17 protein-coding genes are annotated in these 17,660 nt (G+C 55.2%); 12 read left to right on the forward strand and 5 right to left on the reverse strand.

Annotated elements, in window-relative coordinates:
* The first annotated feature begins 39 nt into the window (after positions 1-39).
* The 3 genes from AC2TF6_RS16705 to AC2TF6_RS16715 all read left to right on the forward strand — a co-directional run bounded on the left by AC2TF6_RS16705 (position 40) and on the right by AC2TF6_RS16715 (position 3,374).
* Positions 40-858, forward strand: a complete 819-nt coding sequence (locus tag AC2TF6_RS16705; protein ID WP_491307719.1) for an EcsC family protein — start codon at positions 40-42, stop codon at positions 856-858.
* A 45-nt stretch (positions 859-903) separates the two neighbouring features.
* On the forward strand, positions 904-1,878 hold the full coding sequence (gluQRS, locus tag AC2TF6_RS16710; protein WP_491307720.1) for a tRNA glutamyl-Q(34) synthetase GluQRS: 975 nt from the start codon (positions 904-906) through the stop codon (positions 1,876-1,878).
* A 155-nt stretch (positions 1,879-2,033) separates the two neighbouring features.
* Positions 2,034-3,374, forward strand: a complete 1,341-nt coding sequence (locus AC2TF6_RS16715) for an MFS transporter (RefSeq protein WP_491307721.1) — start codon at positions 2,034-2,036, stop codon at positions 3,372-3,374.
* Between the two features lie 98 nt (positions 3,375-3,472).
* On the opposite strand, the gene AC2TF6_RS16720 is transcribed toward AC2TF6_RS16715, so the two are convergent.
* Positions 3,473-4,147, reverse strand: a complete 675-nt coding sequence (locus AC2TF6_RS16720) for an SOS response-associated peptidase (protein WP_491307722.1) — start codon at positions 4,145-4,147, stop codon at positions 3,473-3,475.
* 316 nt (positions 4,148-4,463) lie between these two features.
* On the opposite strand from AC2TF6_RS16720, the gene AC2TF6_RS16725 reads away from it, so the two are divergent.
* From AC2TF6_RS16725 to AC2TF6_RS16750, 6 genes are all read left to right on the forward strand, one after another.
* Positions 4,464-6,341 carry an LTA synthase family protein gene (locus AC2TF6_RS16725; protein WP_491307723.1) on the forward strand — a complete coding sequence of 626 codons (1,878 nt, stop codon included), beginning with the start codon at positions 4,464-4,466 and terminating at the stop codon, positions 6,339-6,341.
* A gap of 243 nt (positions 6,342-6,584) precedes the next feature.
* On the forward strand, positions 6,585-7,025 hold the full coding sequence (locus AC2TF6_RS16730; protein ID WP_491307724.1) for a MarR family winged helix-turn-helix transcriptional regulator: 441 nt from the start codon (positions 6,585-6,587) through the stop codon (positions 7,023-7,025).
* A gap of 6 nt (positions 7,026-7,031) precedes the next feature.
* Positions 7,032-7,682 carry a beta-barrel domain-containing protein gene (locus tag AC2TF6_RS16735; protein ID WP_009672433.1) on the forward strand — a complete coding sequence of 217 codons (651 nt, stop codon included), beginning with the start codon at positions 7,032-7,034 and terminating at the stop codon, positions 7,680-7,682.
* 14 nt (positions 7,683-7,696) lie between these two features.
* On the forward strand, positions 7,697-9,346 hold the full coding sequence (locus tag AC2TF6_RS16740) for a DHA2 family efflux MFS transporter permease subunit (RefSeq protein ID WP_491307725.1): 1,650 nt from the start codon (positions 7,697-7,699) through the stop codon (positions 9,344-9,346).
* 45 nt (positions 9,347-9,391) lie between these two features.
* Entirely contained in the window at positions 9,392-9,928 is a 537-nt protein-coding gene (locus AC2TF6_RS16745; RefSeq protein ID WP_009672476.1) for an NAD(P)H-dependent oxidoreductase, read from the forward strand.
* Between the two features lie 25 nt (positions 9,929-9,953).
* On the forward strand, positions 9,954-11,108 hold the full coding sequence (locus AC2TF6_RS16750; protein WP_491307726.1) for a hypothetical protein: 1,155 nt from the start codon (positions 9,954-9,956) through the stop codon (positions 11,106-11,108).
* A gap of 100 nt (positions 11,109-11,208) precedes the next feature.
* Here AC2TF6_RS16750 and pdxK read toward each other — a convergent pair whose 3' ends face one another.
* From pdxK to AC2TF6_RS16765, 3 genes are all read right to left on the reverse strand, one after another.
* Complete coding sequence (pdxK, locus tag AC2TF6_RS16755; RefSeq protein ID WP_491307727.1) at positions 11,209-12,021, reverse strand: pyridoxine/pyridoxal/pyridoxamine kinase; 813 nt, start codon at positions 12,019-12,021, stop codon at positions 11,209-11,211.
* 223 nt (positions 12,022-12,244) lie between these two features.
* Positions 12,245-12,775 carry an ADP-heptose synthase gene (locus AC2TF6_RS16760; RefSeq protein ID WP_491307728.1) on the reverse strand — a complete coding sequence of 177 codons (531 nt, stop codon included), beginning with the start codon at positions 12,773-12,775 and terminating at the stop codon, positions 12,245-12,247.
* Positions 12,776-13,009: 234 nt separating this feature from the next.
* Complete coding sequence (locus tag AC2TF6_RS16765; protein WP_491307729.1) at positions 13,010-13,675, reverse strand: YjgB family protein; 666 nt, start codon at positions 13,673-13,675, stop codon at positions 13,010-13,012.
* A 302-nt stretch (positions 13,676-13,977) separates the two neighbouring features.
* On the opposite strand from AC2TF6_RS16765, the gene AC2TF6_RS16770 reads away from it, so the two are divergent.
* Complete coding sequence (locus AC2TF6_RS16770) at positions 13,978-14,340, forward strand: VOC family protein (protein WP_491307730.1); 363 nt, start codon at positions 13,978-13,980, stop codon at positions 14,338-14,340.
* A gap of 76 nt (positions 14,341-14,416) precedes the next feature.
* On the opposite strand, the gene AC2TF6_RS16775 is transcribed toward AC2TF6_RS16770, so the two are convergent.
* Positions 14,417-15,649: a WD40/YVTN/BNR-like repeat-containing protein gene (locus tag AC2TF6_RS16775; RefSeq protein WP_491307731.1), complete on the reverse strand. Its 1,233-nt coding sequence runs from the start codon at positions 15,647-15,649 to the stop codon at positions 14,417-14,419.
* A gap of 359 nt (positions 15,650-16,008) precedes the next feature.
* Between AC2TF6_RS16775 and AC2TF6_RS16780 the strand changes: the two genes are divergently transcribed.
* Both AC2TF6_RS16780 and AC2TF6_RS16785 read left to right on the forward strand, forming a co-directional pair.
* A complete protein-coding gene (locus tag AC2TF6_RS16780; protein ID WP_491307732.1) occupies positions 16,009-16,878 on the forward strand; it encodes a cation diffusion facilitator family transporter in 870 nt (289 codons plus the stop codon).
* A gap of 83 nt (positions 16,879-16,961) precedes the next feature.
* Positions 16,962-17,612 carry a hypothetical protein gene (locus AC2TF6_RS16785; RefSeq protein ID WP_491307733.1) on the forward strand — a complete coding sequence of 217 codons (651 nt, stop codon included), beginning with the start codon at positions 16,962-16,964 and terminating at the stop codon, positions 17,610-17,612.
* Positions 17,613-17,660: the final 48 nt, after the last annotated feature.

Genomic DNA, 17,660 nt, shown 5'->3' on the forward strand with positions numbered 1-17,660 from the left:
ATTACTGAAAAACACGAAATTACACCTGGAGGTCTGGCCATGCACCCGACGGAAACAAAGGACGAACTTCTCCTACAGCTCAAAGAAATCGACAAATGGGAACAAGAGCAGAAAGATATTTTTTTCTGGGAAAAGCTCGGCCGTCTTCCCTTCGCCCTGCTGGACAAGGTTACCCCGCGCTTTCTGCAGAACCGCATCGGACAACTTATCGATGAAATCGGAAGCTACATTCAAACCGGCGGAAAATATCTCGTTTCGGAGAAAGGCATGCTCGACCATCTTTCCAAACATACGGCGGAGGAAAAAGAGGCCCGCCAAGACGTCCCGTCCATCCGGGAAGCCGCGCTTCTTCCGCTTGCTATCATGGATCGGGCCGCGGATTCCCTGGCCGAATCCAGATCCGCGCTCGCAACCGTGCAAGGAGCAACCACGGGCTTCGGCGGCATTTTTACGCTGGCGATCGATATTCCCGCCCTCCTGGGCCTTTCCCTGAAAGTGCTCCAGGAGATTGCCGTCTGCTACGGTTATGACCCCAATGACAAGAAGGAACGTATCTTTATTATCAACTGTCTACAGTTTTCGTCCTCCGATATCGTGGGAAAGAAAGCCATCCTGGAAAAATTGTCCGTTTACGATGCGGAAGGCCGGCAGTCCGTCTCCCAGCTTCAAGGCTGGCGGGAAGTCGTCACCACATACCGAGATAATTTCGGCTGGAAAAAGCTGTTTCAGATGATTCCCATCGCCGGTATGCTGTTCGGAGCGTATTTTAACCGGGGTACGATACGGGACGTCGCCGAAGCCGGCAAAATGCTGTACCGGAAACGCCGCATTCTCGAAAGGTTGAACGATGCCGCTTAAAGGAGTATCTTCATAGATATCTCGTATGAAAGGGGCGTAACCACAATGAGCTCAACCCTAGTACGGGGGCGCTTCGCCCCTACTCCGTCCGGCGAACTTCATATCGGCAACGCCCGTACCGCCCTGCTCGCCTGGCTGCAAACCCGGGCGGCGGGCGGTACGTTCGTCCTGCGGATGGAGGACATCGACAAGCCCCGCTGCCGGCCCGAGCTGGCCGAACAAATCACCGAAGACCTGCGGTGGCTCGGCCTCCACTGGGACGAGGGCCCTGGCCCGGGCGGTCCCTTCGGGCCTTACGAGCAGAGCGCCAGAGGGCGCCTCTACGAGGAGGCGCTCCGGACGCTGCGGGAGCGCGGGCATCTGTATCCCTGCTACTGCAGCAGGGCCGAGCTTCACGCCATCTCCAGCGCTCCTCACGGCCTCTCCTCCGAAGGACCATCCTATCCCGGCACGTGCCGCTTCCTGACGGAGGCCGAGCGTCAAGCTCGCGCGGCGGACAAAGTGCCCGCGCTCCGCTTCGCGATGCCTGCGGAAGACATCGCTTTCCGCGATCTGGCCGCGGGAGCGCAGGTTTTCCCCGGCGGGGCCGGAGGGGACTTCGTCGTGCAGCGGGCGGACGGCATCGTGGCCTACCAGCTTGCCGCCGCCGTCGATGATGCCGCCATGGGCATCACCGACGTCCTGCGCGGCTGGGATCTGCTCGACTCCACCCCGCGCCAGCTGATGCTGCTGCGCGCCCTGGGGTACGAGCCGCCGCGCTACACGCACGTCCCGCTGCTCTACGGGCCCGACGGCCAGCGCTTGTCCAAGCGGCACGGCTCCTTGTCCGTGTCCGCCATCCGCCGCGCGGGAATCCCCGCCCAGACACTGCTCGGCGTCCTCGCCTACCTGTCGGGTCTGACCGACCGGCCGGAACCGGTGCAGGCTGACGAGCTGACGAGGGATTTCCGGCTCGCGGCATTCCCCCGGCATCCCGTGCAGCTGAACCGGCAGCTCCTTCGTCTGCTTTCCGCGGGCTGAAGCGTCGTCCGCTCTCATCCGTTCAGGAAGCCGCGAGAGACGCCTCCGGCCGGCAGGATAAAATTCCTCTCATCTGCACAAAGTATTCCTAGCTTTTGGCGACCGGATCACCGGAGATTCTGAGGAATTCTGACCGAGGAGAGTGAATCCGCCTTATGGAGGCGAAAAAAAAATGGGATCTCATTTCTGTGGCATCCATCCCGCTGATCATGACTCTTGGAAACTCCATGCTCATTCCGATTCTGCCTTTGATCCGTGAAAAGCTCCACGTGACCTCGTTTCAGGTCAGCCTGCTGATTACGGTCTATTCGATTGCAGCGATAATACTTATTCCGGTCGCCGGGTTCCTGTCGGACCGGTACGGCCGTAAAATCGTTATCATTCCCAGTCTGATTATCGCCGGCATCGGCGGCGCCGTCTGCGGATTTGCAGCCTGGTTTATGCCTAATCCTTATATGATCATCCTGCTCGGCCGTCTGCTGCAGGGTATTGGAGCCGCCGGCGCGGCTCCTGTCGCCATGCCTCTCGTCGGAGACATGTTTACGGAGGAAAGCGACGTCAGCAGCGGCCTGGGCGTTATAGAAACGGCCAACACGGGAGGCAAAGTGCTGAGCCCCATTCTCGGGTCCGCGCTTGCCGCCCTGGTCTGGTTCCTGCCTTTTATGGCCATTCCCGTTTTCTGTCTGATTTCCGTCCTGATGGTCCTCTTTCTCGTCAAAAAACCGGAGAAAAGCGGCGGCAAGGAAGCCGGCTCAGACCAGAAGCGCGCGAACACGGGAAGCAAAGCGGCAGAAAAAAACAGAAAGCCGCAAACGGATTCCGCCAAAGAATCCGATAACACCGACGGAGCGCCGATCTCGCTCCCGGTTTTTCTCAAAGATCTGAAATGGATCTTTTCCAGGAAGGGAAGGTGGCTGTACGCGATTTTCGCCATCGGCTGCATCTGTATGTTTTTGCTTTTCGGGGCTCTTTTTTATTTGTCGGAGCTGCTCGAAGAGAAATACAATCTGCACGGCATTCTGAAAGGCTGCGTTCTGGCGATCCCGCTGACCCTGCTCTGCCTGACGTCTTTTATTACCGGCAAAATCATCGGTCAGCATAAGAAACGGATGAAATGGCTGACCTTTGCCGGCAGCCTGCTTGCTTTGGGCGCGACTCTGGGCTGCCTTTTCTTCAACTTGCTGTACGGCCTGCTAACGATGCTTTCCCTGCTCGGAATCGGAATCGGGCTCGCTCTTCCCTGTCTGGACGCTTTCATTACCGCGGGAATCGACAAAGCCCAGAGGGGCACGATCTCTTCTTTCTACAGTTCCATGCGGTTCATCGGCGTTGCGGTCGGTCCTCCCGTCGTGTCCGTTCTGCTGTCCAAATATCCGACTATTCTGTTCTATGTACTCGGTGCGGCCTGCCTTCTGGCAGCTCTTCTCGCTTTATTCGCCATCCATCCGTCCACGGATGAAGAGCCCCGGCCCAAACCGGAGCCTTCCCCCGCCTAGACTTGAGGAGGCTTGTCCTCAAGGACAAGCCTCCTCTTTTTTACGGAACCCTCATTCATTCTCGGAACAATCCTTCCTTCTCCCTTGCCGCTCACCTGTCACTCTTTGATCCAGGCAACTTTTAAATTCATCTCTTCTATACAATGCGATTCGTCCAGCTCCAGGTTGGAAATGGCGGGCGTGACGGGATAGGCTTCCATCGCTTCGGCCGGAAAAGGCTTGAGCAGCGGGATCAGCCGGTCGGTATCCATCGCCCCCTGCGACATCCATTCTCCGGTCGAATGCTGATTCAAAATAACCGGCATCTGGTTATGGAAGGAAGTGATCAGCGAGTTCGATTCCGTCATCAGCAGCGTACAGGTCCGAAGCTCCTTCCCTCTCGGGTCGCTCCATACATCATACAAACCGGCGATGCCGAAAACTTCACGACTCCGGGGCACCACGCGAACGGGAAAGCTTTTCTTCCCTTCCGTCTTCCAGTAATAAAAGCCCGAGCACGGAACGATACAGCGCTGGCGCATAAAAATTTTACGGTAAGCAGGGTCCTGGTGAACCGACATCCCGTCCGCATTAACCGCATCTCTTGCCCAAAAAGGAACGAACCCCCACCGGTATTCATCCAACACAAGCTCCCCGTTTACGGAAACGATTACAGGCACATGCTGTCTGGGCGAGATGTTATACCGGGCTTTGTACGGAACCGCTATCTTGTCCACTTGGAACCGGTTCTGAATCTCGGTTAAGTCGGCCGTCAGCGAATATTGTTTGCACATGGAAATCACCATCCTTATGCGCTTTATTGTGCCGTTTCCCAGGAAATATATTCTAAATAAACTTCCTTTTTTAGACATTTACCGACATTTTCAGACAAAATAATTGGTCAATCTCCCTTTTTGGGGTACAATAGTCCAGAAGAATATGGGGGTTATCGGTTCTTTGTTAATAAATAGACTTTTTCAATATAAATGGGTATTGCATCAATTAAAGTCTTATATCCACGATTTGGGTTGACATGAAAAGGGACTCGTTCATAATTCCTTAATATTTTTCTTGTATAAAGAATAGATCGAAAGGAAAGGAGCCTATTGCATGAGCATTCGATGGAAAGAATGGTATAAAAGCATGTTTGTTTGGACGATCGTGCTGCTGCTTGCCAAGATGGCACTGTTCCGGATCTTGGTCTATGACAAACTGACCCTGGACAAAATTTTAATAGACGCCTTCGATGTGGTGGTAGCAGCCTGTCTAATCGAGCTGTTCCGGCCCGGGCGTTTAAAAACAGCACTTTTTTGGATTTTCAACATCTTAGTCAGTTTGGCATTGCTCGCATCCGCTATTTACTTTCACAATTTTGGAACAGTCCCTATCTACACAACGTTAAAGCAGCTGCATCAAGTGGGACAAGTTTCTTCATCCGTACGTTCGATTATGAGACCGGAGGACCTCTTGTTCTTCGCGGATATTCTCATCGTACTGCTGTTCAAACTCGTCGTGCGTAAAAAACCGAAAAGAAACTACGTTCCTTTCCGGCTTCCGTCGCCGGTTACTTATGCTCTATTGATCGTGAGCGTTTTGCTGACCTCCAGTTCCATAGCGGCCGCTTCCGGCACGAAAAACGAACTGAAAAAAGGAGAAGAACTCGGTTTCTTCGCTTATCAGGCCGTTTCTTTGTTTGACGGACTCCGTGCCAACCGAACCAATTACGCGGACATTTCCGAGGTGAAACAAAATCTGACGGAGCTGGAAGCCTCCTTCCCTCGCAGCGCCCCATTGGCGCAAGGTGCGGCGCCTAATTATTTCGGCACGGAAAAAGGGAAAAACGTGATCGTGGTCCAGCTGGAAGCGTTCCAGAACTTCCCGATCAATCTTGAAGTGAACGGCCAGGCCATCACGCCGAATATGAATGAGCTGCTCAAGTCCAGCTTCTATTTCAATAACTTCTTCCAGCAGGTCGGGCAGGGCAACACCTCGGACGCCGAGTTTATTTCCAATACGTCCATTTACCCGACAGCAACCGTGGCCATGTCCAGCGGCTTCAACAACCGCGAGCTACCCGGTCTGCCGAGAGCGCTCAACGCCCTCCAATACGAAACGAATACGTTTCACGTGAATGACGTCAAATTTTGGGACCGGGACAAGATGTATCCCGCACTCGGATTTAAACAGTATTTCGACAAACCGTCCTTTACGAACGATAACTTCAATGCCTTCGGCGCATCGGACGAAGAACTGTACCGGACCGGCATGAAACGGCTCGTTGAGCTGAAGAATGAAAATCAGCCGTTCTACGCCCAGTTTATTTCGGCCTCCAGTCACCATCCGTTCAAAATACCCGCGGATAAACAGACGCTGGATCTGCCGGAGAACATCAAGGGCAAGCAGCTCGGTGACTATCTGGAAGCTGTCCATTACACGGACTATGCGATCGGAACCCTGATCAATCAGCTCAAAGAGAACGGCATGTGGGATAATACCATTCTCGTAATGTACGGGGACCACTTCGGCCTGCAACCGCAGGATAACGATCCGAAGATGGTCAGCGAGGCGCTCGGAATCGACTACCATGAGCAAATTTCCCGCTACAATATCCCGCTCATTATCCACGCCCCTTCCCAGCAGGAAGGCAAGCAGATCGAAACGGCCGGCGGCCAGCTGGATATTATGCCGACCGTAGCCAATTTGCTCGGTATCCGGCTGGAAGAAACGGGAATTGTGCCGTTCGGGCACGATTTGCTCAACGTGACGAAGAACGTTTCCGGAATCCGGTACTACCTGCCGACCGGCTCCTTCGTCAACAACGATGTTCTATTCGTGCCGGGCGAAGGCTTCGACGACGGGACCGCGGTCTCGCTCAAAACGCACAAGCCCGTGGCCGATATCAGCCAGTACCGCAAAGATTACGACTACATCATGGACCTGATGCAGCTATCCGATGAATATGTGAAGCTGCTTCCCGTCCGCAAATAAAGGTTCGTTAAGGTAACAGGAGCCGGGATATCCTGCAAAGCACCTGTACAAGAAGGCAGCGCCCTCCAAGGGCGTCGGCCTTCTTTCTTTTTTGGCCCGGAAGCGGCCTCGGTGCGATTGGATAAATGTGGAGAATCTTCCGTTTTGATTTGTTTGACATGTTATTTGTTCCGTAGCATAATATTTACTATCGAATGTTTCACTTGTGAATCATTAAACAGTGCAACGATAGGAGGCGAAAGCATGGAGAGCCCGCTTTACCCCATCTATACTTCTTTTCGTGAAGTTAGTCAGACGATCAAGCGTATCCTTCGCACGAATGCGGAAGCGATGGGGTTATCCCATGTGCAGTTCACGATTCTTCGGCTCCTGCAAAATTGTCCCGACACCAATGTGACGGAGCTCGCCGAGCGTATGCAGCAGACGAACAGCTCGGTCAGTGTCGCCATCGAACAATTGGTCGGGATGGGACTTGTGAATCGGATCCGCAGCGACGAAGACCGCCGGAACGTCAAATTAAACTTGACCGATAGAGGTACGGAGAAGGTAAGGCTGTCAATGAATGAAGATTCGCATCTATATAAACAGCTTGTACGGATCTTGGAAGTCCCGCCTCAGGAGATTCAAAGCATGCTGGACACGCACCAAAAAATTTTAGATCGGCTAAACGCCAAGGAGGAATAAAGTAAGATGGGTTACACCAGAATCGTTATCACCAACGTAGTTGTCATTATTGTTTTAATTGTCGCCGCTGTTACCGGCTATTATTTCTATAATCAGTCGACCACTTATATCAAAACCGAAAATGCGCAGATCGCCGGCCAGCAAATGCTGATTACCGCTCCCGCCACAGGCAAGCTTGAGGATTGGAAAGGGAAAGTCGGCCAAGTGTTTAAAGCCGGCGACGTGATCGGTACCGTTCAAACGGCCGGAGCTCAAGGAACTACCGCCGTGAACGTGTCTATGCCTGCCGACGGCACTGTCGTACAGACAAGCGCTTATGACAATGAAACCGTAGCTCCCGGCACACCGCTCGGTTATGCCTACAACATGGGCAGCCTTTTCGTAAATGCCAACATTGAAGAAACACAGCTCAAAAACGTGAAAGTCGGCCAGACCGTCGATATCTATGTCGATGCTTTCCCGAACAATACGCTGACCGGAACCGTGAATCAGATCGGCCAGGCTACTGCCGGCACGTTCTCCATGCTTCCGCAAAGCAACAGCAACGCGAACTACACGAAAGTCACTCAAGTTGTCCCGGTTAAAATCATGCTGACCGATAATCAAGGGGTTGCACTCGTACCCGGTATGAGCGCCGAGGTCCGCATCCATAAGTAAGGAGCGATTAAGGAATGTCTGAAACAAAAGCATTAGTTGTCTATAAGGAGAAAGAACCCGAAGAAGACATGACGAAGCATCGTGGTACGGTGCTTCTCGTTTTAATTCTGGGTGCCTTCGTCACCATTCTTAATCAGACGCTTCTCAATGTGGCCCTGCCCCATTTGATGAATGATTTCAACGCGTCTGCGGACACCATTCAATGGCTGTCCACCGGTTACATGCTGATTAACGGGATCATTATTCCGGTTTCCGCATTCCTGATCGGTACGTTTACGACCCGGCAGCTGTTCATCTCCGCGATGATTTCCTTCACCGTCGGCAGTTTGATATGCGGCATGGCGCCGAACTTCACCATTATGATGATCGGCCGTATCGTACAGGGCGCGGGCGCCGGTATTATTATGCCGCTCATGATGACCGTTATTCTGAACATCTACCCCCCTCAAGTAAGGGGACGTGCCATGGGTATGATCGGGATCGCCATGTTCTTTGCTCCGGCTGTCGGCCCTACTCTGTCGGGCTGGATTATCGAGCACTGGACGTGGAGAATCCTGTTCTACGTCGCCATGCCGATTGCCATCGTCGATATTATTTTTGCTTTCTTTGTGCTGAAAAACGTCACGAAAGTAACGAAGCCCGTATTCGACTTCCTCGGATTCGTTACGTCGACGATCGGCTTCGGCTCGCTCCTGTACGGCATCAGTGAAGCCGGCAGCAAGGGCTGGGGTTCCGCTCCGGTCGTCTCTACCATCGTCATCGGCGTCGTCTTTATCGCCCTGTTCATCGTTCGCGAGCTGACCGCCAAAAACCCGCTTCTGAATTTGCGGGTTTTCAAGTACAACATGTTTTCTCTCAGTACCGTCGTCAGCTGTATCGTGAACATGGCCATGTTCGGAGCTTCTATCCTCGTTCCGATCTATGTCCAGAACATCCGCGGGTACAGCCCGATCGAAGCAGGTCTGCTTATGCTGCCCGGCGCACTCCTGATGGGGGTCATGTCGCCTATTTCAGGCGCTTTGTTCGACCGGTTCGGCATCAAGCCGCTGGCCTTTATCGGCCTTACCATTACGGCCGTCACAACTTGGCAATTCGCTCATCTTAATGCGGATACGACCTATTCGACCCTGATGTGGCTGTACACGATCCGTATGTTCGGCATGTCGTTCATTGCGATGACGATCATGACGACCGGACTCAACCAACTGCCCAGAGAGCTGGCGAGCCACGGCACGGCGGCTTCTAATACGGCGCGCCAGATTGCCTCTTCCATTGGTACGGCGATTCTGGTTACCATCATGACAAATCGCACAACCTATCATGTCGGACAATATGCCAACGACCTGTCTTTATCCAACCCGAACTACAATCCGTCCGGGCTGGACAGCATGGGTGCAGCATTCGCCCAGCAGATGGGCCAGTCCCTTGCGGCAGGCAAAGCGTATGCCAGCCAGGTGCTGTACGGGCTCGTTACGAAGCAATCGACGATTCAAGGTATCAATGACGCCTTCGTCGTCGCAACAGGACTTACGATTGTCGCATTGGTTGTCTCCTTCTTCTTCCGCCGCGTCGCTCACGGCAAATCCGCCAAGAAAAAATTGGCCGAGAAGCCGGCAGAACCGATTGAATTGACGGATTCGAGAGGACAAACAGCGCGGGTGTAACATCCGCGCTTTCTCATTTGACCCTGTCAGGAAAGGAAGTCTATTATGAAAATTTACGTAGTTTACGACAGTGAAAGCGGCCATACGGAAGCCCTCGCCCGCTCCATCGCGGAAGGCGCAGCCGCTCATCCGGAGGCGGAGGTTCTGCTCCATCACGTTAACGAGGCTCGCATAAGCGACCTGGAAGACGTGGATGCGATCATCTGGGGCTGTCCGGGCCATTTCGGCACGATCAGCTCCGGGCTGAAGAGCTGGATCGACAAGCTCGGCTACATGTGGGCCAAAGGCGAGCTCATCGGGAAAGTCGGCGCCGCGTTCTGCACAACGGCCACTGTCCACGGCGGCATTGAAATGACGCTTTGGAACTTGATTACACCGATGCTCCACAACGGCATGATCATCGTCGGCCTGCCGAGCAACGTACCGGAAAATGTGCTTTACGGCTCCTATTACGGCGTCGGCATCACTTGTCCGGTCGAGGCGTCCAAGGATGCTCCCCCCAACCTGCCGACCGAATCGGATCTGGCTCTGGGACGCGCCCTGGGCAAACGGGTTGCCGATATCGCCCAAAAGCTAGCCTAAAGCGTTAAGGAAAGGATGATACCCGTTGGACTTATTTTATTTTCTGGCCATTGTGGTCATCGGCCTTCTGGTGCTCATCCCGGTTAACCTGAAGTTGTTCCGCAAGTCGGCACAAAGCCAGCAGCCGGAGAAACCGGCCGAGGAGCCAGCTTCCGGTAGCCGGGTCAACAACTTAACGGACGGACACGCTCCCGAAACCGCCGAGCCGCATGGAGAAGTTCCTTCTGCAAATGTCGGAACAGGAGCCGCTGCACCTGCAGCCGCTCCCGCTCCTGACCTTACGGACACGCCCCGTGCCGGCACGCATCCCGATAGCCTGGAAGAACAGCGCACACCGGAACTAACCGTTCCGAGCGCTTCTTCCCGGGAGCCGGATACCATCCCTGCACGTCCGGGCACGGCTGCCGCTCCTGCTCCTGTAGAGCAGGAGGAAGCACGCTTCGCCCCTGCGGCCGAGGAAGCCTTCCCTCCGCTCGCGCAGCCGGAAGCCGAGCCGGAGCTGCCTCCGCGCAGCCAGCGGCACGCGGGCCACACGCACGGCCGCAAAGCGTCGCTGCGCGGCAGCAGCATCCGTCCGGCAGCGCAGACTCGGCGTGCCGAGGCGTCGCTGCCGGCGGAGCAGCCGCATGAAGCGGCCGAGCCGTCCGCAGCCGGAGCGCTTGCCTCGGCGGACGCCGCAGGAAGCAGCGCTGCGGAAAGCGTGGCCGCTTCCGCCGGGGAAACGCCGCGGCTGCAGCTGCACCCGTTCGCGGACCGGAAGCGCAGCTCCGAACCGCTGCACGCGGAAGGCTCGAACGGTGCAGCCAGCCTTCGGGCGGACGAAACGCCGGCGGTACGCCCGGCGCCGTCCGCCCCTGCGCACGCAGCCAGTAGCGCCCCGGCAGCGGATCGCGCGCCATCGGGCGTTCCCGCTCCGCATGCCGCCGAAATGACGGCGGCAACTCCCGCTGCCCCGGCCGCAAGGTCCGGATCAGCGGGTGAAGACGGCGGCGTCCATTCGGACATGGACTACCGCGACGCGCTTCGCCGCGGACTCCGTCCCGAACCGGAGCCGGAAATCGTGCCGGAACCGCCGAAAGACGAGAAGTACGACGACCGGAAATACCGGGACACGCTCCGGGATATGTTCCGGGAAGCGGCGCAAAACGCCGGAAACGGCGGTACGGACAACTGCAAGTAAGGCCCTGACCCAGTAAACGCGCAAAAACCCGCCTACGGAGATTTTCTCCGCATGCGGGTTTTTGTTCGATGCAAGTGAGGCCTTAACGATGAAAAACTCCTCAGTTTCCGCCGCCGTACACACGGTACGCCGAATGAAGCGTCGGGCCTACGTACTGGTTGAGCGGGAACGAATGACGGATCGCTTCGGTGATGAAAGCTTTTGCCGTGTGAACGGCTTCTCTCACGGATTTGCCTTTGGCCAGCTCCGCCGTAATCGCCGCCGAATACGTGCAGCCTGCGCCGTGCGTATTCGTCGTTTCGATGCGATCGGACTCCAGCAGCTCGAACGTTTCGCCGTCGTACAGAACGTCAACCGCTTTGTCGTGCTGAAGCTTTCCGCCGCCTTTAACGAGCACATATTTGGCGCCGAGCTTCTTGATCGCCGCAGCCGCTTCCTTCATATCTTCCACGGTGCGCAGTGGAGCGTGTCCGCTAAGCTGGGCCGCTTCGAACAGGTTCGGCGTCACGATCGTGGAACGCGGCACCAGGACGTCGCGCAGGCTGACGGTCGTCTCGGGATGAAGCGCCTCGTCGTTGCCTTTGCAGACCATAACCGGGTCGATCACGACATTTCCGACGTTCTCCCGGTCGATGGTACGGCCTACGAGTTCGATGATTTCAACCGAACCGAGCATGCCTGTTTTCATGGCATCCACGCCGACACCGTGAAGAACCGTCTCCAACTGCGGCGCAAGCACCTCGGTGGAAATCGGGAAAACCTGATGGGCCCAGCCGTTGTGCGGGTCCATCGTGACAATCGTGGTCAGGGCGGTCATTCCGTATACGCCGCGCTCCTGGAATGTTTTCAGGTCGGCTTGAATGCCGGCTCCTCCGCTGGTATCGGAACCCGCAATCGTTAATGCTTTGTACATAGTCTTGTCCTCCTTGCGATAAGGTCTTCGATGTCGAATCCAGGTGCGATTTTGTAACGATCCAACTCGAAAATCGTCTACTCTCTATCCTACGGCACGGTGTGAAAATGTGCAATATGCCCGTGAGCCTGCAGGAGTCCACAGTTGTTTCCATACTAAACCTAAACGAAAAAACCGCCTTTCGGCGGTCTTTCGCGTAAATGCGTACCCTGAGCGGGACACCTTACAGCAAATTTTTGAAATCGTCGTCCGCGGGTATGCCCTCTTCCACCGCAAACTCGAAATCGTCCACATCGTAAATCTGCACCGGAATTTCCGCCTGAATGATTTTTTCCACCAGCTCGACCTGATCGGTCAACATAGGCACCTTTTCGTGCAAGGCGGTCAAAATCAGTTCGGTTTCCACCGGATCGAACGATTCCCCGTAATGAGCGTTGTCCACGGAATTAATAACCGTGAAGGATACCATATCGTTCACGAGGATCGGCGGGCTTTTACGCCACGGAACGGTCAAGGCCCGTTCGATTTTTTTCTTGTTCAGCGGATCCTCGAAAAAAGTGATCAGCTCTCCGATCATCTCTTTTACATGCGCGTCCTCCTGCGGATCGGGCATAACCGGCTCCGGGCTGTCCTTCAACTCGTACAACTCGGCAACGGTGGAGTAAGGCAGAATATACTCTACCGGACGCCCGGGCACCAGCAGTTGTCCATATATGGCAACCAGGACGGACTCGATAATAAAGCGTCGGCCCATCGTTTCTTCCCCCTTTGTAAATCGGCACAGCCAAAATAGTCAACTACCATCATAACACTTCCTGTAGGGTCCTTCCAGCATTATGGGAATATTTGTCGTACTTCTCCAGTCTCATGCTCGGTACAGGCTCTCTCCACTGGAATTCGCCCGCAAGCTTCATTTACCTGCCGAAGCGCTTCCTATAAATCAGGGAAGAAATAAAAAAGCAGCTCCCTTACGGGAACTGCCTGATTTTTATCCGGCCATCAGATTTTTGGCATCCTCGGGACTGTATACTGAGATGTGATCCACCTTGCCGGTTGATTTCGGAATGACGAATTTCAACTGATACTGGCTTCCGGCTCCGTACGTATAAATCGTGTCGCCGCCGTTGACCGTTACTTCCGCAGGCTCGCCGAGCGTCTGTTTGATATCCGCTAGAGCAAGCTGCTGCAGAGCTTTGTCATAGGAACGGACATCGAAGATCAGCATCCCTTTGTTAAAGCCGAAAGCGACTCCGCGCTTCGTATAGGTCGCATACTGGCCTTTTCCTGCGCCTTCCTGCTTGTCGGGCTTGCCCCATTTCTTCTCCACGTCGTCAAAAAGTCCCGTGTGGGCGGCATATTCCACGCCCGCAATCTGACCTTTGCGCGCCAGTTCCATTATCCCTTTAACTTGCGCCGCTTTATCGGAACCGGTCGAACCCGCTTCGCCCGGCTTGGCCGACGGAGCCGGCGTTGCGCTCGGCGGCGGGCTCCCGCTCGGACTTGCGGACGGAGTCGGTGCGGCGGATATGGTTGGCGCGGCCGTAGGACTGGGCACGGCTTTCGAATCCGAACCGCATGCCGCCAAGGCAAGCGGCAGGGACACTACGGCTGCCATCATCAGCATACGGCTTTTATGCGATAAGTTTGAGTTCATGACTTCAATCACTCCTCGGATCGGTTTCAGGGAGTCTGCGCTCCCCTTTCTTTTCTGGACTGCGATCGACGGATCTGACGTTGGCCGGGTCCGCGTTACGGCTAGCCGAATCGGTTTAAGGCTGGCCCAACGGTTTGCGGTTCGTCGGGTCCGGGTCAGGATCAGTTCGGGGTCCGGTTCGGCCGATTTCGCTAGCTTCCGTTTCCCCCCCTGCCGATTTGATCTCGGACGGGAGCTTGACTATACTAGAGGCTGGATACACCATCCAGATCCTATGTCGAGTATACTCCAGGAGGACAACCATGATCAAACAAGCGGGCACGATTGCGGTTTATGTGGATGACCAGCAGGCATCCCTCAAATTTTGGACGGAGCGGGCCGGGTTCGCCGAAGTGGCCAACCATCCGATGGGTCCCGATGCGTTCTGGATAGAAGTAGCGCCGCCCGGCGCCCAGACACGCCTCGTGCTTTATCCCAAGGCCATCATGCCGGGGTGGGAAGAGCAGAAAGCCGCCGTCGTTTTCGAGTGCGACGATATTCAGGAAACCTACAAGACGTTGTCCGCCAAAGGCGTCCGTTTTCTCGAAGAGCCCAATCAGATGCCATGGGGAATCTACGCGCGTTTCGAGGATATCGACGGAAACGAATTTTTGCTGAAACAATAGGATTTCAAGAAAATCCGATTGAACCGGTCAGCCGCACAAAAACACCCGCCTTTACGGACGGGTGTTTTTAACTTTTTTATAAAACGGACCACGATTTACCGCCGTCTTTGGTCTGTACGAGAACGGACCTCTTCTGATCCTTCGTTTCGAGAAGAATCCAGCCCACATTTTCCGAAATAAATTGGAGCTGCGTCAGTTGAGGGTATTTGCTCCATGTTCTGGACAAAATTTTGTCCTCGTTCAGCGGCGCCCACGTTTTACCTTTGTCGGTCGTATGGTAGACGATATTTTTGTCCAGGTACCACCCGTCGGTCTCGCTCAGGAAAAAAGGCAGCGTGAACGCGTTGGACTCTTTGTCGGTTCCGACTTTGAAAGGCGCGTAATTCCAGTTGACGCCCCCGTCCTCCGTGAACAAGCCGTGGAACTGATCCGCCTCGCTGCTCGGGCAGCTGAACGGAATCCAGCCTTTGCTGCGATCCGATCCGAAGAATACCGGCTGCAGCACGTCCACAACCTCGCAAGCTTCGCTGCTCCGAGCTGCGGCGATCACCTTGCTTTCCTTCCAGGTCCGCCCGCCGTCCTCGCTCCGGTACATTTTCGGCTGCCCTTTCACTTCCATGGAGAGCCAGCCTGTCCGCAGATTCTGAAAAGTCAGCCCTGTAATGGTCCCTTCCTGGGGAAGCTGGGCATCGGCGGTCCGCTGCCAGGTCGATCCTCCGTTGGAGGTGGAGTAAAGGATGTGGCCGGAGTCCGCCTTGGACGGGTCCGTGATGCTGAGCATCCAGCCGTTCTGCGGCGTCTGAAAATCCAGCACGACGGGATTCATCTGTTCGGGCAGATCCACGGCTTTCCAGCTTCCTCCCCCGTTCTCCGTCTGCCAGATTGTCGTCTGTTTGCCCTCCAGATCGCTGCGTACGATCCATCCTCTCTGCTTGTCGAGGAAAGATATCGCTTGTCCGTAGCCCGGTGAAAATTTAAAATTGCCGGCTGACGGCGGGGATACGTTCTGCCAGGTCTGCCCGCCGTCCAGCGTCCGGTACATACGCAAAGACTGATTCGTCACGCCCCAGGCGTAGCCCGTCCTTTCATCGATCAGATGAAAATCGAGCAGCCTCGTCTGGATCTGAAACTCGGAAGGCGTATCCTTCTTGGTGTCCGCTCCCGGTTTTACCGTCGGCTGCGGTTCGGGAGTCACCGTAGGTTCCGGCGCCTGAGGCGCCCTGGCCTCGTTGGAGCCAGTACTCAGGCAGCCGCTTAACATTCCTGCAAGCAGCAGGCCTATCAGGAGCAGGGTGCTTCTGCGAATCATGCTGATACCTCCTAACCGGTCAAATACAACCCTTTGTATAATCCTGTTGATGTGCCCGTTTGTATGCCGTTTTGCCGGCAATCGGCACTCTTTCTATGGATAACATCCCTACATAAAATTTCGCGGGGTTAAATACCTCACTCTATTGTAAAGAATTTTTCGCTTTCATTCCACCCCCCGGCGAATCAGATGCCTGAACAACACTCCTTTTTCCTCTCTCCGAAAGTTGTCCGGCACCAACATAGTGGACCCGGCCCATGTTTTCAGCCGGGGGTCAACACTGTTTCTCTAGACCCACACGGGTATCGTCCGGTACGATAGAAGTCCAGAACTAAAGCAGGGCAATGGAGGCAGCGCAAGTGGAAGCATACAACGACTTAAAACAAGGCGAACGGGGTGCCTGGACATCCATTGTCGCCTATATCGCACTGACTGTGCTTAAACTCGGCATCGGATATAAGGCCGGTTCGGAAGCGCTCACGGCCGACGGTCTCAACAATGCCACGGATCTGATCGCTTCCGTGGCGGTCCTGATCGGGCTGCGGATCTCCCGCAAACCGCCCGACAGCGATCACCCTTACGGCCACTTCCGCGCCGAAACCATCGCGGCGCTCATCGCTTCTTTTATCATGATTGCCGTCGGCATTCAGGTATTTATCCAGGCGATAAGCTCTTTCACAGGACCGAAGCTGGAAGCCCCCGGCTTGCTTGCCGCTTGGGTCGCTTTGCTGTGCGCGGCGATTATGTACGGGGTGTACGCCTACAATATCCGGCTTGCCCGCAGGATCAACAACAAGGCGCTGCTGGCCGCCGCTTACGACAACCGTTCCGACGCTTTCGTCAGTCTGGCCGCATTCGCGGGTATCATCGGTGCGAGGCTCGGGCTTCCCTGGCTCGATCCCGTTGCCGCCGTTCTCGTCTCCTTGCTGATCTGCAAAACGGCCTGGGGCATTTTCATCGACGCCGCTCATGCCTTAACGGACGGCTTCGACGACAAGAAGCTTGTGCTCTATAAACAGACGATTGCCGGAACACCAGGTGTGGAAGCCATCGAAGACGTCAGAGCCCGCGTTCACGGCAATCAGGTGCTTCTCGACGTCGTGATCGTCGTGGATCACCAACTGACCGTCGCCCAGAGCCACGATATCGCGGAGGACGTGGAGCAGCGGATGCTCCGCAAGCATAAAGTCGGTCATGTACACGTGCACGTAGAGCCGACCCCGATGTAAAGCGTAGACGATTTTCTCTTGAACCTGACGCTGCGTCATGTGTTATTCTCCATGCATAGACATGAAGCAGAGGTGATCGCCGGGTGTTGGATTTTATTTTACAGTACAAGTGGGCGTTCTTTATCGGAGGAGAAGCGATTTTCTGGGGCAGCATCGCGTGCTTTCTCCTTCTTCGCTACGTCTGGAACTACCGGAAGCTAAGCAAGCTGTTTATCCTGCTTTTCCTGTTCAGCGATTTGTGGATGGCGGCCATCGGTTACCTGGATTACAGACGGACCGGACAATTCGAGACCTTTCAGCTGGTGATCCTGATCTTTCTCGTTTACGCGCTGTTCTTCGGACGGAACGATCTGCGCAAGTTGGATGCCTTCATCGCCAGAAAGACGGCCAAATGGCGGGGCGTACCGGAAAACGAACTTCCTCCCGCGGAGCTTAAATTAACGGGAGCCGCACATACACGCCGCGAGCTGAAAAACTTCTCCGTTCATTTCGCTCTCTATGCCGCCGTTACGGCCGTCTTGATCGTGATGTACGGAATTTTGCCTGCTGAATCGCTCCCTCCCGAACCTTCGGGTCCGCTGGCGCTCCGCCTGGCCTTGGCCGGCATCGTGAACCACGAGACTGCGGCATCCGTTTTGAAAGTATGGAGTCTCATCCTGGCCGTTGACGCCGCCATTACGTTGTCGTATGTGATTTTTCCCAAAAAGCCGAAAAAGACCGCGGCTTCGGGGTAGCGTTTTGTCCGCGGTATGGTCGTTATAAAGGCCCGGGCGTATGTCCGG

The organism is Paenibacillus sp. JNUCC 35 (assembly GCF_058269095.1).